This window comes from Tritonibacter sp. SIMBA_163, assembly GCF_046535935.1.
GTDB classification, from domain to species: domain Bacteria; phylum Pseudomonadota; class Alphaproteobacteria; order Rhodobacterales; family Rhodobacteraceae; genus Epibacterium; species Epibacterium scottomollicae.
The window spans coordinates 1-247 of record NZ_JAWJBP010001014.1; the positions used below are offsets into that span (position 1 = coordinate 1).

Here is a 247-nt window from a genome sequence, read left to right on the forward strand (position 1 = left end):
CGTCGAGGATGTCGGTCAGGGCTTCCTCCGCCTTCCGCTCCAGCGACAGGTCGATCGTCGTCTCGACGACGAGGTCCTGTTTCACCTCACCGACGAGTTTCGTCACCTCGTCGAGGACCATGTCGGCGGCATAGTGCTCGGCCCCGGACCAGTAGCTGCGCGCCTTCGTCGGTGGTTGCGACATCGCCGACTTGATCTCGTCCTCGGTGACATAGCCCTCTTCCTGCATCGCGCCGAGAACCACCTG

General features: G+C 63.6%; 1 protein-coding gene. It reads right to left on the reverse strand.

All coding sequences use genetic code 11. The features are described 5' to 3' along the window. A partial coding sequence (locus R0J92_RS25395; protein WP_411053725.1) for a hypothetical protein occupies positions 1-247 on the reverse strand: 247 nt, incomplete at both ends.